At 65.0% G+C, this 26,483-nt stretch carries 29 protein-coding genes; 9 read left to right on the top strand and 20 right to left on the bottom strand.

Features of this window, described 5'->3' with window-relative positions:
* Positions 1–4: 4 nt before the first annotated feature.
* From WI560_RS05075 to WI560_RS05060, 4 genes are all read right to left on the bottom strand, one after another.
* Positions 5–919 (bottom strand): ABC transporter permease, encoded by a 915-nt coding sequence (locus WI560_RS05075; protein WP_375307121.1) that lies wholly within the window; start codon positions 917–919, stop codon positions 5–7.
* Positions 916–2,085, bottom strand: coding sequence for an ABC transporter ATP-binding protein (locus tag WI560_RS05070; protein ID WP_375307120.1), 1,170 nt, complete (start codon positions 2,083–2,085; stop codon positions 916–918). Before WI560_RS05070 ends, WI560_RS05075 begins: the two co-directional genes overlap by 4 nt.
* A 61-nt stretch (positions 2,086–2,146) precedes the next feature.
* The gene (locus tag WI560_RS05065) at positions 2,147–3,616 is read right to left on the bottom strand and encodes a glycerol-3-phosphate dehydrogenase (protein WP_375307119.1); all 1,470 of its coding nucleotides are present in this window, start codon (positions 3,614–3,616) and stop codon (positions 2,147–2,149) included.
* 36 nt (positions 3,617–3,652) lie between these two features.
* Positions 3,653–6,340 (bottom strand): EAL domain-containing protein, encoded by a 2,688-nt coding sequence (locus tag WI560_RS05060; protein ID WP_375307118.1) that lies wholly within the window; start codon positions 6,338–6,340, stop codon positions 3,653–3,655.
* 202 nt (positions 6,341–6,542) lie between these two features.
* Here WI560_RS05060 and WI560_RS05055 point away from each other — a divergent pair, with 202 nt between their 5' ends.
* Positions 6,543–7,646 (top strand): NAD(P)/FAD-dependent oxidoreductase, encoded by a 1,104-nt coding sequence (locus tag WI560_RS05055; RefSeq protein WP_375307117.1) that lies wholly within the window; start codon positions 6,543–6,545, stop codon positions 7,644–7,646.
* Positions 7,647–7,800: 154 nt separating this feature from the next.
* On the opposite strand, the gene WI560_RS05050 is transcribed toward WI560_RS05055, so the two are convergent.
* Positions 7,801–7,980, bottom strand: a complete 180-nt coding sequence (locus WI560_RS05050; RefSeq protein WP_028138361.1) for a YdcH family protein — start codon at positions 7,978–7,980, stop codon at positions 7,801–7,803.
* A gap of 330 nt (positions 7,981–8,310) precedes the next feature.
* Here WI560_RS05050 and WI560_RS05045 point away from each other — a divergent pair, with 330 nt between their 5' ends.
* The 3 genes from WI560_RS05045 (at position 8,311) to WI560_RS05035 (ending at position 9,123) form a co-directional block, all read left to right on the top strand.
* A complete protein-coding gene (locus WI560_RS05045; RefSeq protein WP_008546179.1) occupies positions 8,311–8,517 on the top strand; it encodes a YdcH family protein in 207 nt (68 codons plus the stop codon).
* A 114-nt stretch (positions 8,518–8,631) separates the two neighbouring features.
* Positions 8,632–8,850: a hypothetical protein gene (locus WI560_RS05040; protein ID WP_026201909.1), complete on the top strand. Its 219-nt coding sequence runs from the start codon at positions 8,632–8,634 to the stop codon at positions 8,848–8,850.
* 21 nt (positions 8,851–8,871) lie between these two features.
* Positions 8,872–9,123 carry a hypothetical protein gene (locus WI560_RS05035; protein WP_375307116.1) on the top strand — a complete coding sequence of 84 codons (252 nt, stop codon included), beginning with the start codon at positions 8,872–8,874 and terminating at the stop codon, positions 9,121–9,123.
* A gap of 3 nt (positions 9,124–9,126) precedes the next feature.
* Here WI560_RS05035 and WI560_RS05030 read toward each other — a convergent pair whose 3' ends face one another.
* Positions 9,127–9,852 (bottom strand): GGDEF domain-containing protein, encoded by a 726-nt coding sequence (locus tag WI560_RS05030; RefSeq protein WP_375307115.1) that lies wholly within the window; start codon positions 9,850–9,852, stop codon positions 9,127–9,129.
* A 141-nt stretch (positions 9,853–9,993) separates the two neighbouring features.
* On the opposite strand from WI560_RS05030, the gene purE reads away from it, so the two are divergent.
* Positions 9,994–10,482 carry a 5-(carboxyamino)imidazole ribonucleotide mutase gene (gene purE, locus WI560_RS05025; RefSeq protein ID WP_375307114.1) on the top strand — a complete coding sequence of 163 codons (489 nt, stop codon included), beginning with the start codon at positions 9,994–9,996 and terminating at the stop codon, positions 10,480–10,482.
* Complete coding sequence (locus tag WI560_RS05020; RefSeq protein ID WP_028138365.1) at positions 10,479–11,585, top strand: 5-(carboxyamino)imidazole ribonucleotide synthase; 1,107 nt, start codon at positions 10,479–10,481, stop codon at positions 11,583–11,585. The genes purE and WI560_RS05020 overlap by 4 nt, the downstream gene beginning before the upstream one ends.
* Positions 11,586–11,622: 37 nt before the next feature.
* On the opposite strand, the gene aqpZ is transcribed toward WI560_RS05020, so the two are convergent.
* On the bottom strand, positions 11,623–12,345 hold the full coding sequence (aqpZ, locus tag WI560_RS05015; RefSeq protein WP_375307113.1) for an aquaporin Z: 723 nt from the start codon (positions 12,343–12,345) through the stop codon (positions 11,623–11,625).
* 259 nt (positions 12,346–12,604) lie between these two features.
* Between aqpZ and rpsU the strand changes: the two genes are divergently transcribed.
* Positions 12,605–12,901 carry a 30S ribosomal protein S21 gene (gene rpsU / locus WI560_RS05010; protein WP_008546194.1) on the top strand — a complete coding sequence of 99 codons (297 nt, stop codon included), beginning with the start codon at positions 12,605–12,607 and terminating at the stop codon, positions 12,899–12,901.
* A gap of 157 nt (positions 12,902–13,058) precedes the next feature.
* On the top strand, positions 13,059–13,709 hold the full coding sequence (locus WI560_RS05005) for a tetratricopeptide repeat protein (RefSeq protein WP_375307112.1): 651 nt from the start codon (positions 13,059–13,061) through the stop codon (positions 13,707–13,709).
* 27 nt (positions 13,710–13,736) lie between these two features.
* Here WI560_RS05005 and WI560_RS05000 read toward each other — a convergent pair whose 3' ends face one another.
* From WI560_RS05000 to WI560_RS04940, 13 genes are all read right to left on the bottom strand, one after another.
* The gene (locus WI560_RS05000; RefSeq protein WP_375307111.1) at positions 13,737–14,666 is read right to left on the bottom strand and encodes a hypothetical protein; all 930 of its coding nucleotides are present in this window, start codon (positions 14,664–14,666) and stop codon (positions 13,737–13,739) included.
* A 92-nt stretch (positions 14,667–14,758) separates the two neighbouring features.
* Positions 14,759–15,043, bottom strand: a complete 285-nt coding sequence (locus WI560_RS04995; RefSeq protein WP_028138369.1) for a cupin domain-containing protein — start codon at positions 15,041–15,043, stop codon at positions 14,759–14,761.
* Between the two features lie 56 nt (positions 15,044–15,099).
* Entirely contained in the window at positions 15,100–16,197 is a 1,098-nt protein-coding gene (locus WI560_RS04990) for a calcium:proton antiporter (protein ID WP_375307110.1), read from the bottom strand.
* Between the two features lie 49 nt (positions 16,198–16,246).
* On the bottom strand, positions 16,247–17,581 hold the full coding sequence (locus tag WI560_RS04985; RefSeq protein ID WP_375308775.1) for a sodium:proton antiporter: 1,335 nt from the start codon (positions 17,579–17,581) through the stop codon (positions 16,247–16,249).
* Positions 17,582–17,678: 97 nt separating this feature from the next.
* On the bottom strand, positions 17,679–18,479 hold the full coding sequence (locus WI560_RS04980) for an alpha/beta hydrolase (protein ID WP_375307109.1): 801 nt from the start codon (positions 18,477–18,479) through the stop codon (positions 17,679–17,681).
* A 24-nt stretch (positions 18,480–18,503) separates the two neighbouring features.
* Complete coding sequence (locus WI560_RS04975) at positions 18,504–18,674, bottom strand: hypothetical protein (protein ID WP_375307108.1); 171 nt, start codon at positions 18,672–18,674, stop codon at positions 18,504–18,506.
* Positions 18,675–18,694: 20 nt separating this feature from the next.
* On the bottom strand, positions 18,695–20,092 hold the full coding sequence (locus tag WI560_RS04970; RefSeq protein ID WP_028138373.1) for an NAD(P)(+) transhydrogenase (Re/Si-specific) subunit beta: 1,398 nt from the start codon (positions 20,090–20,092) through the stop codon (positions 18,695–18,697).
* Positions 20,093–20,131: 39 nt separating this feature from the next.
* Complete coding sequence (locus WI560_RS04965; RefSeq protein WP_028138374.1) at positions 20,132–20,449, bottom strand: proton-translocating transhydrogenase family protein; 318 nt, start codon at positions 20,447–20,449, stop codon at positions 20,132–20,134.
* 12 nt (positions 20,450–20,461) lie between these two features.
* Positions 20,462–21,589, bottom strand: coding sequence for a Re/Si-specific NAD(P)(+) transhydrogenase subunit alpha (locus WI560_RS04960; protein ID WP_028138375.1), 1,128 nt, complete (start codon positions 21,587–21,589; stop codon positions 20,462–20,464).
* A 138-nt stretch (positions 21,590–21,727) separates the two neighbouring features.
* Positions 21,728–21,880 carry an aa3-type cytochrome c oxidase subunit IV gene (locus tag WI560_RS04955; protein WP_018317799.1) on the bottom strand — a complete coding sequence of 51 codons (153 nt, stop codon included), beginning with the start codon at positions 21,878–21,880 and terminating at the stop codon, positions 21,728–21,730.
* A gap of 97 nt (positions 21,881–21,977) precedes the next feature.
* Positions 21,978–22,364, bottom strand: a complete 387-nt coding sequence (locus tag WI560_RS04950) for a type II toxin-antitoxin system death-on-curing family toxin (protein ID WP_375307107.1) — start codon at positions 22,362–22,364, stop codon at positions 21,978–21,980.
* Entirely contained in the window at positions 22,361–22,627 is a 267-nt protein-coding gene (locus WI560_RS04945; protein ID WP_375307106.1) for an AbrB/MazE/SpoVT family DNA-binding domain-containing protein, read from the bottom strand. Before WI560_RS04945 ends, WI560_RS04950 begins: the two co-directional genes overlap by 4 nt.
* A gap of 78 nt (positions 22,628–22,705) precedes the next feature.
* On the bottom strand, positions 22,706–24,625 hold the full coding sequence (locus tag WI560_RS04940) for a M3 family oligoendopeptidase (protein WP_375307105.1): 1,920 nt from the start codon (positions 24,623–24,625) through the stop codon (positions 22,706–22,708).
* A 127-nt stretch (positions 24,626–24,752) separates the two neighbouring features.
* On the opposite strand from WI560_RS04940, the gene WI560_RS04935 reads away from it, so the two are divergent.
* Entirely contained in the window at positions 24,753–26,249 is a 1,497-nt protein-coding gene (locus WI560_RS04935; protein WP_375307104.1) for a sigma-54-dependent transcriptional regulator, read from the top strand.
* The last annotated feature ends 234 nt before the right edge of the window (positions 26,250–26,483 follow it).

Raw genomic sequence — 26,483 nt, 5'->3', positions numbered from 1 at the left:
CGTCTCAGCGCCCTTGTTCCAGTTGCCGCTTCTGCAGCCGCTCATACAGCAACAGAGGCACCAGCAGCACGGCCAGCAGCACGATGGCCGCAGCAGAGGCGACCGGCCAATCCTTGTTGGTGAAGAATTCGAGCCAGAGGGTTTGGCCGATCATCAGCGAATTGGAGCCGGCCAGAAGGTCCGGGATGACGAACTCCCCGACGATGGGAATGAAGCACAAAAGCACACCGGCACCGACCCCGGGCAGCGACAACGGGAAGGTGACGAGCCAGAACACCTGCCATGGCGGCGCGCCGAGATCGCTGGCCGCCTCCTCCAGCGCCGGCTCCATCTTGGCGAGCGTGGCGTAGAGCGGCAGGATCATGAACGGCAAATAGGAATAGACGATGCCGATATACATCGCGCTGTCGGTGGAGAGCCAGACCACGGGCTGGCTGACCAGGTGCAGCGCCAGCAGGATCTGGTTGAGCAGGCCGTCATGCTGGAGGATGTTGATCCAGGCATAGATGCGGATCAGGAACGAGGTCCAGAACGGCACGATCACCAGCACCATCGCCACCGCCTGCCAGCGCTTCGGCAGCCGCGCCATGCCATACGCGATGGGATAGCCGATCAGGAGCAACAGTGCGGTCGCCGTCACCGCAACGGTGAGGCTGCGCACATAGGCGAACAGGTAGATGTCGTCGGAGGCGAGCAGCCTGAAATTGTCGATCGACAGCGCGGCGAACGCAGCCCTGAGCGCGTCCCAGCCGGCTGCCAGGTCGAACACCGGCTCGTAGGGCGGCTGCGCGATCGCCGTCTGCGACAGGCTGATCTTCAGCACAAAGGCGAACGGCACCAGGAAGAACAGCACCATCCAGACATAGGGAGCGATGGCGGCGAAACGCGCCGGCCTCGCGAAGATGCGGCGGGCGCTCATGATTGCAGCACCACGCAATCGTCGGGCGTGAACCAGGCGACGACATGCTGGTTCAGGCTGTAGGCATCGACGTCGGTGCGCGCACTGTTGGCGACGGACGCCTGCACCGTTCCGCCGGTGTCGAGCTTCACCTTGTAGGTGGTGGTGCCGCCGAGATAGCAGATGTCGGCGATCACGCCGTCGAGCCGGTTGATCGCCGTCTCACGTCCGGCCTCGCTTACCGGGCCATGCCGCGACAGCTTGACCTTCTCGGGGCGGACCGCCACCGCCAATTTGCCCGCGCCGACCGGCTCGCGCGGCTCGGCCACCACCAGCGCTCCCGCATCGCGCGTGCCGATGACCAGACGATGACCGTCGCGCAATTTGGACTCGCCGTCGAACAGATTGACGTCGCCGACGAACTCCGCGATCCAGCGCGAGCGCGGCGCCTCGTAGAGCTCGCGCGGGCTCGCGACCTGAGCGAGCTTTCCGGCGTTCATCACGCCGATTCTATCAGCCATCGTCATCGCCTCCTCCTGGTCGTGGGTGACGATGATGAAGGTCATGCCGAGCCGACGCTGCAGCTCCATCAGCTCGCCTTGCGTGCTCTCCCGCAGCTTCTTGTCGAGCGCCGCGAGCGGCTCGTCGAGCAGCAGCAATTGCGGGCGGCGTGCCAGCGCGCGCGCGAGCGCGACGCGCTGGCGCTGGCCGCCCGAGAGCTGGTCGGGCTTGCGCTTCTCGAGCCCTTCGAGCTTCACCAGTGCGACCATCTCGGCCACACGGGTGGCGATGTCCGCACGCGCCATGCCTGCGCGCTTCAGGCCGAACGCGATGTTGTCGCGCACCGACAGATGCGGAAACAGCGCGTAGTTCTGGAACATCATGTTGATCGGCCGCTCATGCGGCAACGCCTGCGCGATGTCCTGACCCCCGAGCAGGATGCGGCCCTCGTCCGGCGCCTCGAAGCCCGCGAGCATGCGCAGCAGCGTGGTCTTGCCGCAACCGCTTGGGCCCAGCAGCGCGAAGAACTCCCCGGCCTTGATATCGAGCGAGACGCCATCAACGGCGCGGAACGTCCCAAATGTCTTGGCGACGGCCTCGATGCGCAGCAACGGCTGTCCGGCTGCGGCCGCGTCTCCATCGGCAGCACCTGTCGCGGCGCGCGTTTTCGGCAATTCGTCCGTCATGTTTCCTGCAAACCCCGATTCCGCCGCACGCTAGCGGCCGATCGGCTTTTGCTCAACCGGGTCACGGTGGATCGTTCACACCCGCCATAAATGCAGCCAGCGCCTCAAGATCCGCGGCCGGCATGGTCAGGCCGAGCTTGGAGCGGCGCCACAGCACATCATCCGGAAAGCGCGCCCATTCGCGGGTCATGAGATGGCGCACCTCGGCCCCGGTCAGCTCGGGACCGAGGGCGGGCCCTAGCTCGCCGCGGGTCTTGGCCTCCCCCAGCACGGCGGCCAAGCGCGAGCCATAGGCGGCGACCAGGCGCTGCGCCTGCGCTTCGGAGAGAAAGCGCCAGCGCTCTCGCGCTAGATCGACTTCGGTGTCGAAACGATCCCAGCCGAAATTGCCGCCGGGCAGCGCCGCGCCTGCAGTCCAGGGCAGCGACATCGGATAGAACGGCGTCAGCTTCGTCACCGCCCGCTCGGCGCGCAGGCGCGAGGTGGTGACGTCGCCGCCGAACATCGTGATCAGCGGCGCTTTGCGCCGGCGCGCGTGGAACAAGGTCGTGCCGTCACCTCGCGGTGCGGACGCCGGCTTCAAATTGACGCCGGAGACCGTCCGGACCACGTCGGCCGGGGCGATGCGCTCGCGGAAATAGCGGCGGGCTGCCTCGCAGAGATAGCTGACATCGGCCCCTCGCATCGCGACGATGGCGGGATCGCCGGTGAACTCGTTCGTGACGGTGCCGATCAGCGTGAACTCCCGCTCGAAAGGAGAGGCGAAGATCAGGCGTCCGTCGCTGTTCTGGAAGACGTAGACGTTGTCGGAATCGAACAGCCGGGGCACGATGATCTGGCTCATCTGCATGGGCACTGCGGCGGGGGGCGGCTGGCGCAGCACGGTCTCGGCGACCATCGGCGACCACGCCCCGGTGGTGTTGGCCAGCGCCCGGGCCGTGATCGTGCGGCGATGGCCGCGATCGACCACCGCGAGCCGCCAGACATCGGTTCTATCGGCCCGCACGCAGCGCGCGCCGGTCCGGATCGCAGCGCCGCGTTCGGCCGCATCCAGCGCCGTGAGCACCACCAGGCGGGAATCGTCGACGACGCAGTCCGAATATTCGAAGGCCGTGCCGAACGGGCGCTTCAGCGCGTTGCCGATCGGATGATGCGTGATGTCGATGGTGGCTGAAGGCGGCAGGCCGCCGCGGTTCGTGAGCACGTCGTAAACATACAGGCCGGCCCGCAGCAACCATGGCGGGCGCTCGTCGGAATGCGCGGGGATCACGAAGCGCATCGGCCGGACCAGATGCGGCGCGATGGCGAGCCAGATCCGGCGCTCGGCCAGCGCCCGGCGCACCCGCCAGAACCCGCGCCGCTCCAGCACCGACAGATCGCCGTGGATCAGCCGCGGTGTCGCCGAGGACGCCGCGCCGCCGAGATCGCCCTGCTCGAACAGGACGACCCGCAGACCGCGGCCGGCCGCATCGCGCGCGAGGCTGACACCGTTCAGACCGCCGCCGATGATCGCAAGGTCGTAATCCGCCATGAGGACGTCGAGAAGGAGCGAAGCGCCCCATCATCTCTAGCCGGTCTTGAGCGCAAGCTCCATGACCTCGGCGCGGCCGACGAGGCCGGCATATTTGCCGATCGGCAACGGCTTGCCGAGCAGATAGCCTTGCACGCCGTCGCAGCCCTCTTTGGCGAGGAAGGCGAGCTGCTCGATCGTCTCGACGCCCTCGGCGATGATCGACATGTCGAGGCCGTGGCCGAGATCGATCACCGCACGGACGATCGCCGCCGATTGCGGATTGCGGCCGAGATTGACGATGAAGGCACGGTCGATCTTGATCTTGTCGAACGGGAACGCCTGGAGGTAGCTCAGCGAGGAATATCCGCTGCCGAAATCGTCCATGGAGATGCGGACGCCGAGCGCCTTGAGGCGTCGCAGCAGCGCGAGGCCCCGGTCGAAATCCTCGATGAGCACGCCCTCGGTGATCTCAAGCTCGAGCCGGCCGGGCGCAAGGCCGGTCTCGAGCAGGATCGAATGGACGAGGCCAACCACGTCGCCGTGCATGAACTGCGCCGGCGACAGATTGACCGCGACCTGGAGCGGTTTCGGCCAGGACGCCGCCTCGCGGCAGGTCTCGCGCAGGATCCATTCGCCCATTTCGACGATCAGGCCGCTTTCCTCCGCGATCGGGATGAATTCGGCCGGCGAGACCTGGCCGCGCACCGGATGCTGCCAGCGCGCCAGTGCCTCGAAGCCGATGATCTCGCTCTCGGCGACGCTGTCGCCCGCGGCCCCCTGCGGCTGGAAGGCAAGCGAGAGCTCGCCGTTCTTGATCGCCATCGACAGGTCCTGGTGCAGCACGCGCCGATCGCGGATCTGCTGGTCCATCTCCGGCTGGTAGAGGCTGATCGTGCCGCGGGACTTCTGCTTGGCGCGGAACAGCGCCGCACCGGCATTGGCGAGCAGCGAAGCGCCGTCGGTGCCATTGCGCGGGAAGACCGCCATGCCGGTGGTGGCGCCGGCACGAACCGCCCGGCCGTCGATCTGGAATTCCTTCGCGACGGCTTCGCCGAGGTGCTGCGCCAGCGCAAGGCCGGAATCCGGCTGCTTGCCGTCGATGATGAGGCCGAATTCGTCGCCGGACAGGCGCGCGACCACGCCGCCGCGGGCGGAGTCCTGAAGCCGCTGGGCCACCTCGATCAGGAGCTTATCGCCGAGTGCGTGGCCGAAGACGTCGTTGACCTCCTTGAGGCCGTCGAGGTCGACGCAGAGGACGGCGAACTCCTCGTCGGTGCCTTCGCAGGCCTCGATCATCTGGGTCAGCGCCTGAAGGAAGGCCGCACGGTTCGGCAGGTCGGTGAGGCCGTCGTGATAGGCCATGTGCGCCATCCGCGACTCGGTCTGCCGGCGGTCGGTGACGTCCTCGTGGGTCTTGATCAGATATTGCGGCTCGCCGGTGTCGCCGAGCACGGTGGCGCGGCGCGTCAGGAACAGCCGCAGGCCGTCCTTGGTGGAGATCGGATGCTCCTCGGTGATCATCCCGCGTTTCTTGATCGCGGCCTCGTCGCGCGCGATGATCAGCTTGGCTTCCTTGGGGTTGAAGATGTCGGACGCCGTCAGGCCCGTGGCTTCCTCGCGCCGGCGATTGAGGATCGTCTCCGCGCTGCGGTTGGCGAGCAGATAGCGGCCATCCTTGACCTGCTCGACGATCAGGGCCACCGGGATGTTGTCGACCACCAGTTCGAGGAACCTCTTGGTGCTCTCCAGCTCCTTGGACAGCGAGCGACGGTCGGTGATGTCCTCGAACATGAGCATCAGGAATTCGGGCTTGTTGCTCTCGTTGCGGACCACGATCCGGATCGAGGCGACCATGCGCCGCTCGCCGCCGCGGTCGACCTCGAATTCGTTGCGGAACTGGCCGTCCGGCGAATCCAGCGCGGCCCGGTCCGTCGCCTCGATGCTGTCAGCCGAAGCGGATTCGAACAGCTCGCGCGCGTTCTTGCCGACGACGTGGTCGCGCGAGAAGCCCCAGAACCGTTCATAGGCGCTGTTGGCGAAGATATAGCGGCCGTCCTCGATGTTCTTGGCGGCCACGCAGGCCGGAACGTTGTCCAGCACCGTTTCGAGGAACTGCTTGGTCGAGGCCAGTTGCCGCGACAGCTTGCGCTGCTCGCTGACGTCGAGATGCGTCGCCACCGAACCGCCGTTCGGCAGCACGAAATATTTCACCAGGATGGCCCGCCCGTCCGGAAGCTCGGTGATCAGGCCGTTGGTGCTGGCCGCCTTCTCATAGAACTCCTCGTTGGAGGCGACGCCGAGCACCCCGCGCTTGCGTCGCAGCTCGAGCAGCTCATAGCCGTTCATGTTGGCCCAGACATCCGAGCGCGTGAGGCCGTAGATCTCGAGATAGCGGTCGTTGCAGAAGATGATGCGGCGCTGCGAATCCGTCATCACCACGCCCTGATTGAGATTGTTCATGGCGGAGGAGACGAAGGCGTTGCGCCGCAGCTGCAAGCGTCTGGTCCGGCGCAGCGAGGAATGAATCCACAGCGAGATCGCGACGAGGAAGGCACAGACGACGACGCCCGCGATCAGGGCCTCCCAGACCACGTTGGGATCGAGCTGACCAAAATAGCCCGGCGCGGCGAGGCCGTCCGTCAGCGCGAAGGCGCGCGCGGGCGCAACCGTGCCGACGAGGCACACAACGGCCTGCACAGCAATCGGAAGCGTGCTGCCCTCGTGCCAGTTCTTCTCAGCCATCAGCCACCCGCGATTTCAACGTCGGATTGTCTGGCCTCACGGGTTTGGATCGGGTAAACGCCTGTACGCACAACAGAAAAATGTGACGTGAAATACGGCAATTGCCCTGACATGATAAATTCTTCCTTAACGGAAAACGCCCCCGCGCCGTCCTTTCCAGGTCTGATGCGACCGGCGCTCCCAACGGACATGCTGCACAACCATGGATAGGGTCGATTGCGTCGTCATCGGAGCCGGCGTGGTCGGGCTCGCGGTGGCCCGAAGGCTCGCGCAGGCCGGGCGCGAGGTCATCGTGCTCGAGGAGGCCGAGGCAATCGGCACCATCACCTCCTCGCGCAACAGTGAGGTGATCCATGCCGGCATCTACTACCGCGCCGGGAGCTGGATGGCGCGCATGTGCGTCGCCGGCAAGCACGCGCTCTACCGCTACTGCGCCGAGCGCGGCATCCCGCACAGGAATTGCGGCAAGCTGATCGTCGCGACCAGCCCGCAGGAGACCGCGAAGCTGCAATCGATCAAGGCGCATGCCGAGGCCAATGGCGTGCTCGACATGCAGCTGCTCGCGGGCGAGGCGGCACGCGCGCTGGAGCCGGCGCTGGCCTGCGACGCCGCGCTGCTGTCGCCCTCAACGGGCATCATCGACAGCCACGCCTACATGCTGTCGCTGCGCGGCGAAGCCGAGGACGCCGGCGCCGCCTTCGCGTTTCACACCCCGCTGATCCGCGCCAAGGCGGCTGGTGGCATCATCGAGATCGAGGCCGGCGGCGAGGCGCCGATGACGCTGCAATGCAGCCTGCTCGTCAATGCCGCGGGGCTGTCGGCGACGAATGTGGCGCGCAATATCGACGGCATGCCGCTGGACCGCATTCCTCCGGCCTATCTCGCCAAGGGAAACTACTTCAGCTGCAACGCCAAGGCGCCGTTCTCGCGCCTGATCTACCCGGTGCCCGAACCCGGCGGTTTGGGGGTGCACCTGACGCTGGACATGGCCGGCCAGGCGCGGTTCGGGCCTGACGTCGAATGGATCGAGACGATCGATTACGAGGTCGATCCGTCACGCGCCGAGCGCTTCTATCCGGCGATCCGCAGATATTGGCCGACGCTGCCCGACGGCGCGCTGATGCCGAGCTATTCAGGCATCCGGCCGAAGATCGTCCCGCCCGCGGTGGCCACGCAGGACTTCCTGATGCAGGGACCGCGCGACCACGGCGTCGCAGGCCTTGTGAATTTGTTCGGGATCGAGTCGCCTGGACTGACGTCATCGCTCGCGATCGCAGATCACGTCGCCAAGCTCGCAGAGGTCTAGAGCGCAGGCAGATCCAAGCAACTCCAAATCCAAGCAACTCTAAGCATCGCGCAAACGCCTTGCGCGATGATTACCCAGCAGCAGGGACGAGGGCAAAGACTCTCATCCCTGCATGATGAAGGGTGCGATCAACTCTACGCTGTTATGGGGGTTACTAGTGGAGCGTGTCGCCGTGCTTCAGACGCTCGATCTGGTCCTTGACCATCAACTTCCGGCGCTTCAACTCAACAATTTGCAGGTCGTCTGTTGAAAGGTGCACGAGAGCGTCGTGCAATTCGTTTTCGAGAAGTTTGTGCTTCCGTTCCAATTCAACGAGATGTGCCTGAATTGTCATTCGAAACCTCCTCGGTAGGGTTGAACCTCAGGATTCGATCCGGACAACGAAGTCTACATCACCGATTCGTTCTGTCGATGGGTATCCGTCGTCGCAGCTTCATTTTTGAAAATTCATATGTAACGAAGCGTGAGTAAAGGAACCGCGCCGGAAAAATCCGTGATATCAATGCGCTTGCACGGCCGCTACGCCCCCGCAGGAAATATGTTGCGGGAGATCGGCGAGCAGAGGGCGCAGATCGCTTGCGATCACGCCGCGCAAGGACGATAATTTCCACAGGGCATCCACAGCCCAGAGTCTCACGCCTATCGGTTTTCGGCCACCGCAGACATGACCAATGAAGACGAGCGTGAGCTCGAAGCCGAGCTCACCCGGTTGCAGCAGGAACACCGAGATCTCGATGCGGCGATCGATGCACTGCATCAATCGCCCGCCCCCGACCTGTTGCGGTTGCAGCGGCTGAAGAAACGCAAGCTGTTGTTGCGCGACCGCATCGCGTTCATCGAAGACCAGATCACGCCCGACATCATCGCCTGATCCACAGACTGCGCGACAAAGCTCACCTGAGATCGAATCCGCTTGACTCGAAAAGAACAAAATAAGAACATTCGAGGTGCAGCAACGCCCCCAGGAACACCCAAGGACATGCAGATGTCGACAGCAGCCCTTCTCGACAACAGCCACTATGAACAGGCCTGCGACCAGGCCATCGCGATGTGCGACGGCAATCTGCGCAGCACCATCAAGGCGCTGATCATGGCCAACGAATACCTGGAGGCCGAGCTGGAGGAATTGCAGGCGGCAATCTCCGCCGGCTGCATCCCCGAGACCTCACGCAGCAAGATGCGGAGCAAGAGCAGCGCCGCCTGAGTTCAACGTCGGAGCAACGCCATGTCGGACGTGACCTATTACGTTGCAATGCCCTTCTTGATCGATGCCGACGGCTCGCCTGTCGCAGGCGCAGCGGAAGAATGCCAGAGTTCGACGGCCGCGTTGCGGCGCGCCGAGGCCTTGTCGCGCGGCGCCGGCCACATCGGTGCGGTCGCGTTCAGCCGCAGCGGCGATCCCATGACCGGCGAATTCGGGGACGCCACGCTGCTGCGAAGATTCGGCAACGTGCCGGAAGATCTCGCCGCACTGTGAGGATCAGCTGCTGACCAGCCTGATCCGCGGCTCGTGCCGCCGATGCGCCTTGCGCACATACATGGCGGCATCCGCCTCCTCCAGGGCACGGCCTGCATCGGATTGCGCCCCCAGCAGCGCGACACCGGCGGAGGCCCCCGCGGTCACGTGCTGGCCGCGAAAGACGAAAGACAGTTCGTCGATCGCCTGTTCGAAGGCGGCGGCCTTCGCCTTGGCGTCGGTCTCGCTCAGGTTCCATAGCAGCAGCGCGAACTCGTCGCCTCCGAGCCGCCCGACCACGTCGGAGGCACGGACCTGCCGCGTCAGCGCGGCGACAATCGCCTTGAGCACCTCGTCGCCGGCGCCGTGGCCAAACGAATCGTTGATCGGTTTCAGCCGATCGACGTCGAGCACGATCAGCGCCCCGCTCGCGCGGTAGCGCTTCATGTAGGCGATGGCGCGCGCAAGCTCGCGCTCGAAGCCGCGCCGGTTGGGAATCCCGAGCAGGAAATCGGTATCGGCCGCAGCTTCCAGCTCGGCGACCCGGCGCTGCGCCTGCTTGAGCTTGGCCCGCAAGTCCCGGATCGTCGCCCTGACGGTTTCCGTGGCTCCATCGCCGCCCGACGCGGCGCGCCGCGGCGGCTTCGCCGGACGCTTGGTCGGCCGCTTCGGGGCGGCTCTGGAACGGCCGACGCTGGTCTTCCGGCCCGCCTTGGCCTTCGCAGCACTCGCCCTTTTCGGTTTCTTCATGGGCATCCTGCTCAATGAAGGCTTGCGGGGATTCACCAAGACAGGATAGTGGATTCCCTTCTCCTTGCCACCGCCTTGCGAGCCGCCGGCCGGAACCGTTAATCTGGCCTATCCTTCTGTTTTTCGGGCACAATCAACGCCATGACCGCGCCGATCGCCATCATCATGGGAAGCCAGTCGGACTGGGACACGATGCGGCATGCCGCCGACACGCTCGCCGCGCTCGGCGTTGCAGCCGACAGCCGCATCGTTTCGGCCCACCGCACCCCCGACCGGCTGTTTGCTTTCGCCAAGGGCGCCAAGGCGGCGGGGTACAAGGTCATCATCGCCGGCGCTGGAGGCGCTGCGCACCTGCCCGGCATGGCGGCGGCGCTGACCGAGCTGCCGGTATTCGGCGTTCCCGTCGAATCCAAGACGCTCAAGGGCCTCGATTCGCTCTATTCGATCGTCCAGATGCCCGCCGGCATCCCGGTCGGCACCCTCGCCATCGGCAAGGCCGGCGCGACCAACGCCGCGCTGCTGGCAGCATCCGTCCTGGCACTGTCCGACCCTGCCTTGTCCGATCGCCTCGCCGCCTGGCGCAAGGCTCAGACCGAGGCGGTCGCTGAGCGCCCGGAGGGCAAGGCGTGACTGACACCCGGCACGTGAAGCTGAAGCCCGGTGACACCATCGGAATCCTCGGCGGCGGACAATTGGGCCGGATGCTGGCGATGGCTGCGGCGCGGCTCGGCCTGCGCTGCCAGGTGTTCTCGCCCGATCCGGACTCGCCGGCTTTCGATGTCGTCTTGAACGCGACCTGCGCCGAATATGCCGATGTCGAAGCGCTCGAGCTGTTCGCGGGCGACGTCGACGTCATCACCTACGAATTCGAGAACGTCCCCTCGGCCGCTGCGATGGTGCTGGATGCGCGCCGCCCGGTGCTGCCCAATCGGAAGATCCTCGAGACCACCCAGGACCGGCTCGCCGAGAAGGATTTTGTCACCCGCCTCGGGATTGGCACCGCAGCTTACGCCGACGTCACGTCCGTCGCCTCGTTGCGCGAGGCGATCGCCAGGATCGGCCTTCCGGCCGTGCTCAAGACCCGCCGCTTCGGCTATGACGGCAAGGGTCAGGCCATCATCCGCGAGGGCGACGACATCGCCAAGGTGTGGACCAGCCTCGCCACCAAATCGGCGATCCTGGAAGCCTTCGTGCCGTTCGAGCGCGAGATCTCCGTGATCGCCGCACGCTCGGTCACAGGCGAGGTCGAATGTTTCGACGTCACCGAGAACGAGCACCGCGACCACATCCTGAAGATATCGCGCGCGCCGGCCCCGATCCCCGACGCGCTCGCCGAGGAAGCGCGCAGCATTGCCGGAAAGATCGCGAGCGCGCTCGACTATGTCGGCGTGCTCGCCGTCGAGATGTTCGTGCTGGCCAATGGCACCGGACCGAAGGTGCTGGTCAACGAGATCGCCCCGCGCGTGCATAATTCCGGGCACTGGACGCTCGACGGCGCCTCCGTCTCGCAGTTCGAGCAGCACATCCGCGCCATCGCCGGCTGGCCGCTCGGCAAGCCGGTGCGCCACGGCGAGGTCGTCACCATGACCAACCTGATCGGCGACGAGATCAACGACTACGAGAAGTGGCTGGCCGTGCCCGGTGCGACCGTCCACATCTATGGCAAGGGCGCGCCGCGCCCCGGCCGCAAGATGGGACACGTCACCGAAGTGCGCCCCACCACGGGCAAGTAACGGGATCGCGGCTCCGACCTGCGATCCCGCCAAGCGCTCAGGCCGTCTTCACGCCCGCGACGACGCCGGTGGGCTCCTCGCTGAGCCAGCGATAGATCACCCCGCCCAGCGCGCCGCCGATCAGCGGTGCGACCCAGAACAGCCAAAGCTGCGCTGTCGCCCAGCCGCCGACGAACAGCGCGGGGCCCGTGCTGCGCGCCGGGTTCACCGACGTGTTGGTGACGGGAATGCTGACGAGATGGATCATCACCAGCGCGAGCCCGATCGCGAGCGGTGCGAAGCCCGCGGGCGCGCGGCCATGGGTGGCGCCCATGATGATGAACAGGAACATCATGGTCATCACCACCTCGGTGAGGAAGCACACGATCATGCTGTACTGGCCGGGCGAATGCGCGCCATAGCCGTTGGATGCGAAGCCCTTGCCGACGTCGAATCCGGGAGCCCCGCTCGCGATGACGTAGAGAAGCCATGCAGCCACGATCGCGCCGGCCACCTGGGCGATCACATAGGGCAGGATCTGCCCGGCGGGAAAACGGCCGCCGGCAGCAAGACCGACGGTGACCGCCGGGTTGAGATGGCAACCCGAGATATGGCCGATCGCATAGGCCATGGTGACGACGCTGAGCCCGAACGCGAGGGAGACACCGACCAAGCCGATTCCCACCTGCGGAAAGCCGGCGGCGATCACCGCACTCCCGCAGCCTGCGAATGTAAGCCAAAAGGTCCCGATGGCTTCTGCAGCGCATTTTTTGATATCCATGTGTAGTCCCCTGCTTTCAAGATTCCGGAACAAAGCTCCGGAAACGGCCCCACCATTGGCGTCAAATCTCCCAAATCAGGGCCGCACGGAGATATTTTGCCTCATTTAATGGCTGAACTTGGCCCGAATCCCCGCTTGGCCGGTGGACATCCCGGGTTTTGTCTGATACATCCGCGCCCTCAAGGTTAAGGGCTTGCGCGTTTCGCCATCCCCTTCGTCTTACCAGAATTCAAATCCGATCCACTCAAGAGGATGCCGCGTGCAGGTTCTCGTTCGCGATAACAATGTCGATCAAGCCCTCAAGGCGCTGAAGAAGAAGATGCAGCGCGAGGGAATTTTCCGCGAGATGAAGCTCCGCGGTCACTACGAAAAGCCCTCCGAGAAGAAGGCCCGCGAAAAGGCCGAAGCCGTGCGCCGCGCGCGCAAGCTGGCCCGCAAGAAGCTGCAGCGCGAAGGCCTGCTGCCGATGAAGCCGAAGCCGGTGTTCGGCGCCGGTCCCGGCGGTGATCGCGGCGGTCGTGGCGGCCCCGGTGCAGGTCCGCGCGGACCGCGCTGATCTACTGGACCCCGCGAGACTTCAGTTTCCCAAGTCTTCAATTTTCCAAGACTTCAGTTTCCGATGACGCGGGCCCCTGGCCCGCGTTATTGTTTGTGAGCGGTGCCTTTCTGGGACGGGGCACTACCAGTGCGGCACGAGCGCGAGCGAACCGTAGATGGCTTCCCCTTGCCCCGAGCGCGGCTTGACGCGGCGACGCCTGATCTGGCGGCAGCCGTTCGCGCTGGCTTTGATGGGGATTACGCTGTGCGGCTGCTCCTTCGATCTGGGATCGTTGATGCCGGAGAAGGACAAGCCGCAGGAGGCGCCGAAGGCGGCCGCACCCGCTGAGAGCGCGGTGAGCCCCGGCAACGTCGCCGAAGCTCAGGCCCATACCGCAAAAGCCCAATCCCTGGCGAAGTCAGGCGAGACCGCGGCAGCGCTCGACGAGTTCAATCGCGCGGTCGGTCTCGATCCCTACAACGCGCAGGCGCTTTATGGCCGTGCCCTGATCTACCAGGCCAATCATCAGCACGACTTCGCGATCGCCGATTTCAGCGCCGCGAGCGGGCTCAACCCCCAGAAGGCCGAGCCGCTGCTCGGCCGCGCCGCCAGCTATCTCGCGCTCGGCAAGATCAAGGAGGCTGCAGCCGATCTGGATGAGGCCTCCGAGGCGGATCCGCATAACGCGCAGGTCTGGACCACGCGCGGACAGGCCTATGAACGGCTGGGCGACAAGGCCAAGGCGGCGGCCTCCTACACCAGGGCCGTCGCGCTTCGGCCACGCGACGACACCGCACGCAGCGGCCTTGCCCGCGTCGGCGGTTGACGGCTCGGGCGCAGCGCAGGCGCTGTCTCAGTCGGGGGTGGCGCTCTTCGGCAGAACGGAGTGGAACATCGACTTCATGCCCGACAGCATCTCGTCGGCCACATTCGTCTTCTTCGGCCGCGGCAGGGCGGCGCCGGCATCGGCGCGCAGATCGAGCGGCGGCGCGATCACCGGCACGGGAATGTCCGCCGGCGGCGTGATCCGATTCGGGTCGTCGTTGCCGACCGAGGCCGTATAGGACGGCGAGGAACCGCCATTGCCATAGCTCTCGGGCGAGGGCGTGGACACCGTGATCGGCGGTGGCAGCGGCCTGACCGCCGAGGGCTCCGTCGCGATGACGCGCGGGGCCTCGGGAACGCGGGTAGCTTCGCGCACCGCTGGCTCCGGAGTCCGCTCGACCGGCTTGGTCTCAGCAGACTTGATCTCGGCTGATTTGGCTTCGGCAGCTTTGCCCTCAGGCGACTTGCGCAGGCGCTCGATGGCGGCGCGCGCCAGGTCGTTGGCATCGGGAGTCGCAGCCTGGGACGCTCCGGCCGGCGCGGCATTGGCCTCCGCGACCGGGACAGCGGCTGGCGGGGTCGCCTTCGCGGCGGCTTTCTCGCGCGCGGGGGGACGGCCATGCGCAGGGGCGTCGGCAGGCGCGACGTCTGCAGCCTTGGCCTCATGCTTGTCGGCGGGCTTCTCGGCCGCAGCCTTGTCCGCCACAGCCTTGTCCGTCGCACCCTTGTCGGAAATGCTCTTCTCCGAGATGCCCCTGGCCTTGACGCCGGGCGCAGGAAGGTTGGCAGTGTCCGCCGGCTTGCCGTCGTTGCCGGCCTGGGAAGGGGCTACCACGGCCGCAGGGGCATCAGCCGCCGGCTTGGCGTTGATGTAGTGGTTAACGATGTACGCCCCGATGATCGTCGCGAGCACCGAGGGGAAAATATCCATCGAAATTTTAGCGAGGTATTTCAGCATTCCGGCCACTCCCCGCGCGATCTGATGCGGGAACTTTGGGGCATTGTAAGGGATCAACTGCGACGGATCGATGGCAAGTGTTAAGGCCGGACTTACGGCTTGAGCTCGATCTCAAGGAACACGATCTCAGTTGAGGTTTCGTTAAGTACGTCGTGTTGGACGCCCGCCTTGCGGAAATAGGATTTCCCGGCCGCAAGCTGCGCCTTGGACCGCTCGCCGTTGGGCGCCACGATGGTCATTTCGCCGGCGACCACGGGAACAATCACGTAATCCATGCCGTGGGTGTGATGCCCGGTGGCGCTGCCCGGATCGAGCCGCCATTCGGTCACCCGCACCTGTTCGTTATCGACCTGAACCTCGGATCTGGCGGCAAGCATCGGGACTCTCCTGGGACGCGGTCCGGCCCGTGAGGGCGGCGGATGCGCAAATGGGTTCAGGGCACGAAAACCATGAAGACGTAGACGGCAAATACCACCATATGGACCAGCCCGAACAGGACGTTTGTTCTGCCCGTGCCGAAGGTCAGCATGCTCAGGAAGAAGGTCAGGAGCAGGAGCACGCTACCCTGGGCACTGAGGCCGAGCTCGAGCTCCTTGTCGAGCGCGTAGGTGGCAATGCCGACGGCCGGGATCGTCAGCCCGATGGTGGCAAGCGAGGAGCCCAGTGCGAGGTTGATGCTCTTCTGGAGGTCGTTCTTGCGGGCCGCGGAGACGGCCGCAAGACCTTCCGGCATCAGAATCAGCAGCGCGACCAGAAGTCCGGTGAAGGCCGGCGGCGCGCCGATCCTGGCTGCGACGGCGTCGACGACCAGCGAGAATTTCTTTGCGAGCAGCACGACCGCCAGCAGCGCGACCAGCAGCAGCACGACGCTGAGCGCCAGCATCCTGCCCGACAGATGCGCCTCGCCGCTGCCGCCGTCTCCCCGATCATGGACGAAGTAGTCCTTGTGCAGCACCGTCTGGGTGTAGAGAAATACCCCGTACAGCGCGAGCGTGACGACGTCGACGAAACCGAGCTGAGCTGCCGAATAGACCGGCCCCGGCGTGCTGGTCGTGTAGTTGGGCAGGATCAGCGTGATGGTCGCGAGCGCGAACAGGACGCTGAGATAGACGTTGGCGCCGGAGAGCTGAAAACCCTGCTCGCGATAGCGCAGGCCGCCGATGAAGATGCAGAGCCCGACGAGGCCGTTGCAGACGATCATGACCACGGCGAACACGGTGTCGCGCGCCAGCGCCGGCGCGGGCTTGTCGCCGAGCATGATCGTGGTGATCAGCGCCACCTCGATGATGGTCACCGAAAGCGTCAGCACCAGCGTGCCATAGGGCTCGCCGACCCGTTCGGCGATCACTTCGGCATGATGAACCGCGGCGAACACCGTCCCGAACAGGATGATGAGCAGCACGGTCGCGAAGACGAGCCCGCCCAGCGACAGCGTGAACACGTAGTCCGTCGCGCTGACGGCTGCGAACAACAGCACGGCCAGCGCCGGAAAGATCCAGGCCGACCGGGGCATCGGGTTATGCGCGCTCATCCACCAATTCCATCTGCTCGGATGAGCAGTAGCAAATCAGGCACGAGATTCAATGCCAGTGCAGGATCGGCGAGACCGGCAGCAGCGTCAGCAGCACGAACAGCGGGATCAACACTGCGCCGGCGCGCAAGAAATAGCCGAAGAAGCTCGGCATCTTGATGCCGTTCTCGCTGGCGATGCTGCTCACCATGAAGTTCGGTGCATTGCCGATATAGGTGAGCGCACCCATGTAGACCGCGCCCATGGAGATCGAGGCGAGCGTGCCCGAGAGCTGATTCATCAGCACCTGCGGGTCGCCGCCGGCGAGCTGGAAGAACAACAGATAGGTCGGCGCATTGTCGAGGAACGCGGACATCAGGCCGGTGAACCAGAAATAAGCGACCTCGCGCGGCGCTCCATCCGGCCCCGTTACGGCCGACAACAGCCACGCGAAGGCGCCACGATGGCCGGCGTTGAGCATGGCGATGACCGGGATGATGGCGACGAAGATGCCCGCGAACAGCTTTGCGACCTCGCGGATCGGCTCCCAGGTGAAGCCGTTGGCCAGCCTGTGCTCGTCCGGCGTCAGCCACACCGACAGGGCCGCAATGGCGAGCAGCGCCGAATTGCGCGCGAGATCCTCCAGCTCGACCTTCGTTCCGAGAACGTCGAAGGCAATGCCGGGCTTCCACATCGCCGACATCAGCAGGCAGGCGACGATGGCAGCTATCAGGACGAGATTGACGAGGCCGCGGATGCGGACCGGCTCGGCGGAAACGGCCTCCTCGCGCAAAGGCTCGCTGCGGAACCACCAGACGTCGATGGCGACGAAAATCGCGAGCAGCAATCCGGCGACGAGCGCGGTCTGCAGCCAGATGGTCCGTGTGGTCCAGAAGAAGTCGACGCCGTGCAGGAAGCCGACGAACAGCGGCGGATCGCCGAGCGGGCTCAACGCGCCGCCGACATTGGCGACCAGGATGATGAAGAAGACGATGACGTGAGCGTTGTGGCGCCGCGGCCGGTTGGCTCGGATCAGCGGACGGATCAGGATCATCGCGGCGCCCGTGGTGCCGACGATGCTCGCCCCCAGCGTGCCGAGCGCGAGGATGCCGGCATTCATCGCCGGCGTGGCCTTGATGTCGCCGGTGATGAGAATGCCGCCGGCCACGACATAGAGCGAGAACAGCAGCACGATGAAGCCGAGATATTCGGTGAGCATGGCGTGCACGAGCGCCGCCAGCGTCGCCGTGCTGCCGGCAAAGATCACGAGCGAGACGAGCGCCAGGAGCGACCAGGCGGCGGTGATCTTGCCGTAATGATGATGCCAGACTTTCGGATACAGCAGCGGTCCGAGCGCGATCGACAGCAACAGACCGGCAAAGGGCAGCGCATAGGGCCAGCGCATCGCCGCACCATCGAGCCCGGTTGCGGCCCAGGCCGGCTGCGGCAACAAGGTGAGGATGGCGAGGAGGAATGCGCCCCTGAGCCGCGTGACGGATCGTTCAATATCCAATGAAGCGCCTTGCCGTTTCGAGCGCACCGAAACTGTCGAGATTGTCATGTCCGCCGCCCGCAAAGCGCACGAACCGCTTCGGTTCATGCGCGAGCGCGAACAGACGCTCCCCGAACAGGATCGAAATGGCAAGGTCATTGGTGCCATGCATCACCAACAGCGGCACCGTGACGCGCGCGATCCGTTCGTCGGAGCGAAACTGGTCGCGCATGAGCAGGCGCACCGGCACGTACCGGAAGGCCAATGCTGCAACGTCGGCCGTGGACGTATAGGGAGCCTCCAGGATCAACTTTCCGATGGCGTGTTCGGAGGCGAGCGCCACCGCCACGCCCGTCCCGAGCGAAAAGCCCCAGGCGACGATTCGTTCCGCCCCATAGCGCGCGCTGGTGAAAGCGTAGGCGGTGGCCGCGTCGCGCAGCAGGCCCTGCTCGCTCGGCGCGCCGCTCGAGCCGGCATAGCCGCGATAGGACAGCGCGACGAGACCGGTGCCGTCGGCAATCATGGCTTTGAAGCGATCGGTGCGGCCCGCGAGGAAATCGCCGTTGCCAGGGAAATACAGGATCACGGGCCGACCGGGCCTCGCCGGCACGTGCCAGACGATGATCTTCTCGCCATCCGGGGTGGTCAGGACATGCTCTTCTGCCTCGGGCAGACCTGCCGCACCGGGTGCAGCGCGACCGACCGGCGGGATCGGAAACAGCATCTCGCGCTGCCGGACATACAGCACGACGAGCCCGGCGAGATAGACGGTCACGAGCAGGATGACAGTCCACTTGGCGATGGCGATCATGGCGCGTCCGGCCCCGGTTTGAACTCAGGGCTTGCGACGGCTCCGCAGCGATTTCATGGCGTCGGGCCGAAGGCTTGCCGGTACGTCGCGACAGCCGCACGCCGCCTTGTGGGCGGCGTGCCACTTGACGCGCTGCTCGCGCGTGGCCTTGGGCGGCATGCGATGGGACCGGTGCCATTCCTTGTTGATGGCCACGGTCCGCTTCCTTCGCGCGGCTACATCGCCTTGACGATATTCTCGGTGACCTTCTTGGCGTCGCCGAGCAGCATCATGGTGTTGTCGCGGTAGAACAGCGGATTGTCGATGCCGGCGTAGCCGGAGGCCAGCGAGCGCTTGATGAACATCACGGTGCCGGCCTTCCAGACCTGCAGCACCGGCATGCCGTAGATCGGCGAGGTCTTGTCCTCTTCGGCCGCCGGGTTGGTGACGTCGTTGGCGCCGATCACGAAGGCGATGTCGGCCTGCGCGAATTCGGAGTTGATGTCCTCGAGCTCGAACACCTCGTCATAGGGCACGTTGGCTTCGGCGAGCAGCACGTTCATGTGGCCGGGCATACGGCCTGCCACCGGGTGAATGGCGTATTTCACCTCGACGCCTTCCTTCTTAAGGATGTCGCCCATCTCGCGCAGCGCGTGCTGGGCCTGCGCCACCGCCATGCCGTAGCCGGGCACGATGATGACCTTCTGCGCGTTCTTCATGATGAAGGCCGCATCGTCCGCCGAGCCGAGCTTGGCGGGCTTCTGCTCGCCCGTCCCGCCGCCGGCTGCGGCGGTCTCGCCGCCGAAGCCGCCGAGGATGACCGAGATGAAGGACCGGTTCATCGCGTGGCACATGATGTAGGACAGGATCGCGCCGGATGAGCCGACCAGCGCGCCGGTGATGATCAGCGCGGAATTGCCCAGCGTGAAGCCGATGCCGGCCGCAGCCCAGCCCGAGTAGGAGTTCAGCATCGAGATCACGACCGGCATGTCGGCGCCGCCGATCGGGATGATCATGAGCACGCCGAGCGCCAGCGCCAGGATCGTGATCATCCAGAAGTCGAACGCCCCGCCGGTGAGGACGAGACGGACGATGAAGAACACCAGTGCCACCGCGAGCGCGATGTTGATGATGTGGCGGCCGGGCAGGATGATCGGCGCACCGCTCATGCGCGCGGACAGCTTCAGGAACGCAATCACCGAGCCGGTGAAGGTCAGTGCGCCGATGGCGACGCCGAGCGACATCTCGACCAGGCTCGATGCATGAATGGCGCCGGGCTTGCCGATGTCGAACGCCTCGGGCGCATAGAACGCGCCGGCGGCAACCAGCACCGCGGCCATGCCGACCAGCGAGTGGAAGGCGGCAACCAGCTCCGGCATCGAGGTCATCGGTACGCGGCGGGCGATCACCGCACCAATGCCGCCACCAATGGCGATACCAAGGATCACCAGGATCCAGGCGACGCCGTCCGCCGGCGGATGACTGGCGAGCGTGGTCGCGACCGCGATGCCCATGCCGATCATGCCGAACAAATTGCCCTGGCGCGACGTCGCCGGGCTCGACAGCCCGCGCAGCGACAGGATGAACAGCACCCCCGCCACGAGATACAAGAATGCAGAGAGATTGGCGCTCATCTCAGGTCCCCATTGATCCCTTCAGCCCGAGGTGGCCGCTTACTTGGCTTTCTTCTTGTACATCGCCAGCATGCGCTGGGTGACAAGGAAGCCGCCAAAGATGTTGACGCAGGCGAAGATGAGCGCGACGAAGCCGAAGCCGCGCGCCCAACCCGAACCGCTCGAAACCATGCCGACGCCGACCGCGAGCAGCGCGCCGACCACGATCACCGAGGAGATCGCGTTGGTCACGCTCATCAGCGGGGTGTGCAGCGCCGGGGTCACCGACCACACCACGAAATAACCGACGAAGACGGCGAGGACGAAGATCGACAGCCGGAAGACGAAGGGGTCGACGACCTGTGCAACATGCTCCATGGCGATCTCTCCTTATGCCTTCGGCTGGAAGTTCGGGTGGATGACGGCGCCGTCTTTCGTGAGCGCGGTCGCCTTGACCAACTCGTCGTCCCAGTTGACGGCGAGCTTCTTCTCTTTCTTGTCGACCATGGTCTCGATGAAGGAGAACAAATTGCGCGCGTAGAGGCTGGAGGCCGAGGCCGCGACGCGGCCGGCGACGTTGGTGTAGCCGACGATCTTGATGCCATCGAGGTCGACGACCTCGCCCGGCTTCGCGCCCTCGACATTGCCGCCGCGCTCGACGGCGAGATCGACCAGCACCGAGCCCGGCTTCATCGACTTCACCATCTCGGCACTGACCAGCTTCGGCGCCGGCCGGCCCGGGATCAGCGCGGTGGTGATCACGATGTCCTGCTTCTTGATGTGCTCGGCGGTGAGCGCGGCCTGCTTGGCCTGATATTCCTTGGACATTTCCTTGGCGTAGCCGCCGGCGGTCTGCGCGTTCTTGAACTCCTCGTCCTCGACGGCGAGGAATTTTGCGCCGAGCGATTCGACCTGTTCCTTCGTGGCGGGACGCACGTCGGTCGCGGTCACGACGGCACCCAGGCGGCGCGCGGTCGCGATGGCCTGAAGGCCGGCGACGCCGACACCCATCACGAACACCTTGGCCGCGGGCACGGTGCCGGCCGCCGTCATCATCATCGGGAAGGCACGGCCGAAGGCCTCGGCGCCCTCGATCACGGCGCGATAACCGGCAAGGTTCGCCTGCGAGGACAACACGTCCATCACCTGTGCGCGGGTGATGCGCGGCATCAGCTCCATTGCGAAGGCGGAGACGCCGGCATCGGCAATCGTCTTCAGCGCGGCCTCGTTGCCGTAGGGATCCATGATGGCGATGACGAGCGCACCGCGCTTGTACTGCGACAGCTCCGAGGCCTCGGGGCGCTTCACCTTGATGATGATGTCGGCATCTTTCAGCGCGTCGGCGCTGACAATGGCACCTGCGGCGGTGAATTCGGAATCCGGCAGGCCCGATTTGAGGCCGGCGCCCGGCTCGACGGCGATCTCTGCGCCTAACGCCTTGAACTTCTTCACCGTATCAGGCGAAGCGGCGACACGCGGCTCCGATGGATCGATTTCCTTGGCAACGGCGATCTTCATAGGTCCTCCGGCGGCGCGGGACAGCGCGCGCACAAACTTGAGCGTTACTCCCGCGGCGTTCGATACCGGTTTTGGCACCGGCTTGAATGCAAATATTCTGGGCAGCTGCTGCCGCTGGCGTATGCAGCCGCCGATCGGTCAGGTCAGGAAGATCGCCATCAGGATCACGATGAGCGCGACCGAGGCCGTGCCGTACTTCACCAGCTTGATGAAGCCCTCGTAGGTCTGCTCGTGAGCAACGTAGTCGTTGCCGTCGGCGGTGCTGTACGCCACTTCGCTATGGTCAGCCATGGAATGTCCCCAGTCGAAAGTTCAATTCTCGGGCTGGGATACCTTAAAGAATTGGACAGGGCAACGGCACCGAGGCGGGGTTTTCCCGCAAATCGGGTCATTTGGAATTCCAATTGTCCCGAATCCAGCGCGTCAGACTCTCCTCACTGACTTCGCCGGCGGCGAGAGACAGGATGATGGCCGCCGCTTCCGCTTCAGGTACGACGAAGTCGACGCCATTCATGCCGAGAAACGTGTACAACGCCAGCAGGGAGGTGCGTTTATTGCCATCGACGAACGGATGATTACGCGCAATGCCGAAAGCGTATGCCGCCGCCAGTTCGGCAAGATCGGCGCTCTCATAGGCCCATTTGTTTCTAGGTCGATCTAGCGCGGACTCGAGCATGCTTTCGTCTCGAAGCCCGCTTGCGCCGCCATGGATCGCCAGCTGTTCATCGTGGACCGCAATGATGATCCGACGCGTCAGCCAGAACGGCTCATTCACTTGGCAAGCTCAGCGAGGGCATTGTGATAGCGCTTCATGCCTCGCCGCGCGACTTCCATCGCTTTCTCGAAATCGGGATCTCGCGGCGTTAGCAAGACTCCACCGTCAGATTGCTCGACCGGAAACAGCTTGTCGCCCTCTTTGAGATTCAGGCGGGCCGCGAGCTCCTTCGGCAAGATAACGCCGATCGAATTGCCTATCTTGCGCACCTGAAGCACGGTGGAGTCGGTCTTCAATTCCTTCGGGTCAGCGTTCTCGTTCATGGCCTCACCTCGTTATACGTTTGTATAACATGAAACGAGAATCCGTTCAACAAATGTTTTACGGTCGCCACCCCTGCCTCAGCCCATCGCCTCCAGCTCGTCGATCATCCCGGCGATGACCGAGAGGCCGCCATCCCAGAATTTGGGATCCTTGGCATCGAGCCCGAACGGTCGCAGCAGCTCGGAATAATGCTTGGTGCCGCCGGCGGCGAGCATGTCGAGGTAGCGCTCAGCAAAGCCCTCGGCCGCGTTCTCGTAGACGGCATAGAGCGAGTTCACGAGGCAATCGCCGAAGGCATATGCGTAGACGTAGAACGGCGAGTGGATGAAGTGCGGGATGTACATCCAGTAGTTCTCGTAGCCCGCCTTGATCTCGATCGCCGGCCCGAGGCTCTCGCCCTGCACCGACAGCCAGATTTCGCCGAGCCGCGTCGCGGTGAGCTCGCCGTTCTTGCGCTCGGTGTGGACCGCGCGCTCGAAGGAATAGAACGCGATCTGCCGCACCACGGTGTTGATCATGTCCTCGACCTTGCCGGCGAGCAGCGCCTGGCGCTGCTTGGCGCTCTTGGTCTGCGCCAGCAGCCGCCGGAAGGTCAGCATCTCGCCGAACACGCTTGCGGTCTCCGCCAGCGTCAGCGGCGTCGGCGCCATCAGCGCTCCGTTCTTCGCGGCCAGCACCTGATGCACGCCGTGGCCGAGTTCGTGGGCGAGCGTCATCACGTCGCGCGGCTTGCCCTGGTAGTTCATGAGCACGTAGGGGTGCGCGGACGGCGTGGTCGGATGCGAGAACGCACCCGGCGCCTTGCCCGGCCGCACCGGCGCGTCGATCCAGCGATCGGTGAAGAAGCGCTCGGCGATGTCAGCCATTTTTGGCGAGAAGCCGCGATAGGCCGTCAGCACCATGCTTCGCGCCTCCGGCCAGGCGATGACGTCGGTCGCGGCGAACGGCAGCGGCGCATTGCGGTCCCAATAGGCCAGCCGCTTCTTGCCGAACCACTTCGCCTTCAGCGCATAATAGCGATGCGACAGCTTCGGATAGGCCGCGCGCACCGAGGCGACCAGCGCGTCCACCACCTCGCGCTCGACCCGGTTGTTGAGGTGCCGGGAATCCGCGACGTCCTTGAAACCGCGCCAGCGATCGGAGATGTCCTTGTCCTTGGCGAGCGTGTTGGTGATCAGCGCAAAGGTGCGCTCATTGGCCTTGAACGTCTTCGCCAGCGCTTCCGCCGCGCCCTTGCGCTTTGCGCCATCGCGGTCCTGCAGCAGATTCAGCGTCGGCTCGATCGCGAGCTCCTTGGACCCGACCTTGAACCGCAGGCCGGAGATGGTCTGGTCGAACAGCCGGTTGAAGGCGGAATAGCCGGTCTGGGCTTTCTCCAGAAAAAGCTGCTCCAGCTTGTCGTCGAGCTGATACGGCTTCTCCTTGCGCAGATCCTCGATCCACGGACGGTAGTAAGCGAGCTCGGGAGCCTGCATGGCGCGGTTCAAAATATCGTCATCGACGCGATTGAGCTCGAGCGCAAAGAACAGAAGATGCGTCGATGCCGCCGTCAGCCGCTCGGAGACATCGCCGTAAAACTTTGAAATCTCAGGGTCCACGCTGTCGCCGGCATGGACGAGACCGGCATAGGAGCCGAGCCGGCCGGCGAGATCATCGATCGCCTCATAGCGTCGCACGGCCTCCGCGAGCCACTTTCCGCCATCTTCGTTTGCTGTCCCTGTCGCCAGCTTGCCCTTGTAGTCGGTCTCGAACGCGACGCAGTCGGCAGCCATCTTTTCGAGATCGCGCGTCACTTCCGGCGCATCGATCCCGGAATAGAGATCGGCCAGGTTCCACTCCGGAAGCTTGCCGGTCTTGCTCGCGGGCTTTGCGCGTGACGTCTTGGAGGGCTTTGCCTTGGCGACGGACTTCTTGGCGGATTTCTTGACGGCAGATGTCTTGGCGGCAGGCTTGCGGAGAGCAGACTTCTTGAGAGCAGAGTTGGAGCGCGAATTCATTGTGTGGGAAACCTGTGTTCAACAATCGCGGCGGCGGGCGGGGGCATCAAGGTTTAAGAGTGCGTTAATCGGCTTCGGCCAGAGTGCCCCGATTCGAGACAGATAGTAGTAGCGTGCGGGGAACACCATGGCTGCCAGTATTTTGATCGCCGACGACGACGCCGTAGCCCGCCGGCTGGTCGAGAACATGGTGCAGAAATGCGGCTATGAGACGGTCGTCGTGGATTCCGGCGATGCCGCGATCGCCGCCCTCACCGCTCCCGATGCTCCGGCCATCGACGGCGTCATCCTCGATCTCGTGATGCCCGGCCTCGACGGCATGGGCGTGCTGGCCAAGATGCGTGAAGCGGGCCTCAGCGTCCCCGTCATCGTGCAGACTGCGCATGGCGGCATCGACAACGTGATCTCGGCGATGCGCGCTGGTGCGGCCGACTTCGTGGTCAAGCCGGTCGGCCTGGAGCGACTTCAGGTTTCGCTGCGCAACGCTCTCAACGTCTCCGCGCTCAAGGGCGAATTGCAGCGCATCCGGCACAGCCGCGAGGGCCGGCTGACCTTCTCCGATATCATCACCCGCGCCGAGGCGATGGCCCCGGTCATGCGCGCCGCGCAGAAGGCGGCGAACTCCTCCATCCCCGTTCTGATCGAAGGCGAGTCCGGCGTCGGCAAGGAGATGTTCGCGCGCGCCATCCATGGCAGCGGCGAGCGCAAGGCAAAGCCGTTCGTCGCCGTCAATTGCGGCGCCATTCCCGACAACCTCGTCGAATCCATCCTGTTCGGCCATGAGAAGGGGGCCTTCACCGGCGCCACCGAGCGGCACATGGGCAAGTTCGTCGAGGCCCATGGCGGTACGCTGTTTCTGGACGAGGTCAGCGAGCTGCCGCTGACCGCTCAGGTCAAGCTCTTGCGCGCGCTCCAGGAGGGTGCCGTCGAGGCGGTCGGCGGCCGCAAGCCGGTCAAGGTCGACGTCCGCATCGTCTCGGCCACCAATCGCAAGCTGCTGGAGCGGGTGAAGCAGGGACACTTCCGGGAAGACCTGTTCTATCGTCTGCACGTGCTGCCGCTGACGATCCCCTCGCTCCGGGCCCGGCGCGAGGACATCCCGCATCTGCTCCGGCATTTCCTGGCGCGCTTCGCTGCCGAGGAGAATCGCCAGATCGCCGGCATCAGCGGCGAGGCGATGGCGCATCTGGCCCAGCTCGACTGGCCCGGCAACATCCGCCAGCTCGAGAACGCGGTCTACCGTGCCGTGGTGATGAGCGACGGCGACCAGCTCGGCCTCAGCGATTTCCCCCTGCTCGCTTCGCAGCCGCAGCCCATCACGGAGATTCCGACCGCCCCGCTGATGCTCGAGCCGGCGGCCACTCCTTCTGTCGTGTCGGGCAATGAAATACCAATCGCGCCGCTTCCGGCCGCCGGAACTCTCGCCATGCTGACCCCGACGGGCGAGGTCCGCCCGCTCGAGGACATGGAGAACGAGATCATCCGCTTCGCGATCTCGCATTATCGCGGCCAGATGTCCGAGGTGGCCCGCCGCCTCAAAATCGGTCGGTCCACCCTCTACCGCAAACTCGACGAAGCCGGGGTTCCCGGCCATGGCGGGAAAAGCGGCGAGGAGACGCACTGAGCTTCGCTGGGCAATGCGAGGGGCGGCTGTAAGCCGTTCCCACGACGACAGAATTCGACTGCTTGTTGAACCGTGACTTGGAAGTGACAGACACAGGGAAAAGCGCGTGGGGCCAGCGCACAATCCGTTGCCAAGAGGCTGCCTTGAAGTCAGTTTGGCGTGAATTGTCCCGGGTAGCGCTGGCTGCAAAACCGGGGCCTGTATATCGTCTGCGTGGGAATCGTTGCGTGCAGG

The sequence above is a fragment of the Bradyrhizobium sp. A11 genome (assembly GCF_042077125.1).
Classification (GTDB): Bacteria; Pseudomonadota; Alphaproteobacteria; order Rhizobiales; family Xanthobacteraceae; genus Bradyrhizobium; species Bradyrhizobium japonicum_B.
This window is presented reverse-complemented; position numbering and strand designations above follow the sequence as displayed.

What these genes read in the sequence shown, in the direction of transcription:
- WI560_RS05060 (WP_375307118.1), bottom strand. Translation starts at nt 6,340, where the DNA reads ATGGCTGAGAAGAACTGGCACGAGGGCAGCACGCTTCCGATTGCTGTG.
- WI560_RS04985 (WP_375308775.1), bottom strand. Translation starts at nt 17,581, where the DNA reads ATGCGCTGGCCCTATGCGCTGCCCTTTGCCGGTCTGTTGCTGTCGATC.
- WI560_RS04935 (WP_375307104.1), top strand. Translation starts at nt 24,753, where the DNA reads ATGGCTGCCAGTATTTTGATCGCCGACGACGACGCCGTAGCCCGCCGG.
- purE (WP_375307114.1), top strand. Translation starts at nt 9,994, where the DNA reads ATGACCGCGCCGATCGCCATCATCATGGGAAGCCAGTCGGACTGGGAC.
- WI560_RS04980 (WP_375307109.1), bottom strand. Translation starts at nt 18,479, where the DNA reads ATGATCGCCATCGCCAAGTGGACTGTCATCCTGCTCGTGACCGTCTAT.
- WI560_RS05030 (WP_375307115.1), bottom strand. Translation starts at nt 9,852, where the DNA reads ATGAAGAAACCGAAAAGGGCGAGTGCTGCGAAGGCCAAGGCGGGCCGG.
- WI560_RS05040 (WP_026201909.1), top strand. Translation starts at nt 8,632, where the DNA reads ATGTCGACAGCAGCCCTTCTCGACAACAGCCACTATGAACAGGCCTGC.
- WI560_RS05035 (WP_375307116.1), top strand. Translation starts at nt 8,872, where the DNA reads ATGTCGGACGTGACCTATTACGTTGCAATGCCCTTCTTGATCGATGCC.
- WI560_RS05070 (WP_375307120.1), bottom strand. Translation starts at nt 2,085, where the DNA reads ATGACGGACGAATTGCCGAAAACGCGCGCCGCGACAGGTGCTGCCGAT.
- WI560_RS05065 (WP_375307119.1), bottom strand. Translation starts at nt 3,616, where the DNA reads ATGGCGGATTACGACCTTGCGATCATCGGCGGCGGTCTGAACGGTGTC.
- WI560_RS04965 (WP_028138374.1), bottom strand. Translation starts at nt 20,449, where the DNA reads ATGGAGCATGTTGCACAGGTCGTCGACCCCTTCGTCTTCCGGCTGTCG.
- WI560_RS05000 (WP_375307111.1), bottom strand. Translation starts at nt 14,666, where the DNA reads ATGCTGAAATACCTCGCTAAAATTTCGATGGATATTTTCCCCTCGGTG.
- WI560_RS05045 (WP_008546179.1), top strand. Translation starts at nt 8,311, where the DNA reads ATGACCAATGAAGACGAGCGTGAGCTCGAAGCCGAGCTCACCCGGTTG.
- WI560_RS04990 (WP_375307110.1), bottom strand. Translation starts at nt 16,197, where the DNA reads ATGAGCGCGCATAACCCGATGCCCCGGTCGGCCTGGATCTTTCCGGCG.
- WI560_RS04945 (WP_375307106.1), bottom strand. Translation starts at nt 22,627, where the DNA reads ATGAACGAGAACGCTGACCCGAAGGAATTGAAGACCGACTCCACCGTG.
- WI560_RS04970 (WP_028138373.1), bottom strand. Translation starts at nt 20,092, where the DNA reads ATGAGCGCCAATCTCTCTGCATTCTTGTATCTCGTGGCGGGGGTGCTG.
- WI560_RS05050 (WP_028138361.1), bottom strand. Translation starts at nt 7,980, where the DNA reads ATGACAATTCAGGCACATCTCGTTGAATTGGAACGGAAGCACAAACTT.
- WI560_RS04960 (WP_028138375.1), bottom strand. Translation starts at nt 21,589, where the DNA reads ATGAAGATCGCCGTTGCCAAGGAAATCGATCCATCGGAGCCGCGTGTC.
- WI560_RS05055 (WP_375307117.1), top strand. Translation starts at nt 6,543, where the DNA reads ATGGATAGGGTCGATTGCGTCGTCATCGGAGCCGGCGTGGTCGGGCTC.
- aqpZ (WP_375307113.1), bottom strand. Translation starts at nt 12,345, where the DNA reads ATGGATATCAAAAAATGCGCTGCAGAAGCCATCGGGACCTTTTGGCTT.
- WI560_RS04955 (WP_018317799.1), bottom strand. Translation starts at nt 21,880, where the DNA reads ATGGCTGACCATAGCGAAGTGGCGTACAGCACCGCCGACGGCAACGAC.
- WI560_RS05075 (WP_375307121.1), bottom strand. Translation starts at nt 919, where the DNA reads ATGAGCGCCCGCCGCATCTTCGCGAGGCCGGCGCGTTTCGCCGCCATC.
- WI560_RS05005 (WP_375307112.1), top strand. Translation starts at nt 13,059, where the DNA reads ATGGCTTCCCCTTGCCCCGAGCGCGGCTTGACGCGGCGACGCCTGATC.
- WI560_RS04995 (WP_028138369.1), bottom strand. Translation starts at nt 15,043, where the DNA reads ATGCTTGCCGCCAGATCCGAGGTTCAGGTCGATAACGAACAGGTGCGG.
- WI560_RS04940 (WP_375307105.1), bottom strand. Translation starts at nt 24,625, where the DNA reads ATGAATTCGCGCTCCAACTCTGCTCTCAAGAAGTCTGCTCTCCGCAAG.